This window comes from Mesorhizobium sp. M0478, assembly GCF_040321305.1.
Taxonomy (GTDB): Bacteria; Pseudomonadota; Alphaproteobacteria; order Rhizobiales; family Rhizobiaceae; genus Mesorhizobium.
Genome location: NZ_JAMYRH010000044.1, coordinates 1 through 642 on the forward strand (window position 1 = coordinate 1; position 642 = coordinate 642).

A 642-nucleotide genomic window follows, 5' to 3' on the forward strand; every position below is an offset into this window, starting at 1 on the left:
ATGGCACGTCGTCGAGCAAGGTCGTCTCACCGGAGCTTTTCGGCGCCTCAACGGGCAATTCACCAGTAGGCGTCATTTTGCTGACGGCCTCAGGCAAATCTCGCGTGATCCGGCTTATGAGCTCCTCGCGCGAAAGGCCGGTCTGCATCGAGAGGGAAGTCAGGGTGTCTTCGTCTATGGCTGCTTCCACCTCGCTTGGCTGGATCGGCTCGTTCGGCCCGGTGCCTACCCACGAATCGACCTTCGATCCGGCGCCTGCCCCTCTGAACCGGTCGAGAATATCGCCAAGCGCGGTCCCCGAAACGCCTTTTGAAAGCTGATCTAGAATCCCGCCTTGCGGATCATTTGGGTTGCGATCACCCGCTCCACGGATCATGTCGCCGATCTTGTCGCGATTTTGGTATGCCAAGACGCCGAGCATCGCGATCGCCAATTTTCCCAGGTTAGCCATTGGTACCTCCACTGTTCAATGGACAAGGGCTCAACATCACAAAAGTTCCGACTGGCGACGATCTAATTGAATAAGGGCTGGCGTATCGACACAGACGTGAGCGGTCGTCCCTAAAGCGGCGTGTTGTCGTTGGCCTGCCGGGCGGCTTCGGCCTCGGCGACGTCGATCGTGCAAAGCTCGTTGCCTGCCTG

1 protein-coding gene is annotated in these 642 nt (G+C 58.7%); it reads right to left on the bottom strand.

From position 1 onward, the window contains the following. Positions 1–451, bottom strand: a 451-nt coding sequence (locus NKI64_RS32105; RefSeq protein ID WP_031198595.1) for a YidB family protein, incomplete at its 3' end; no start/stop codon positions are given. Positions 452–642: the final 191 nt, after the last annotated feature.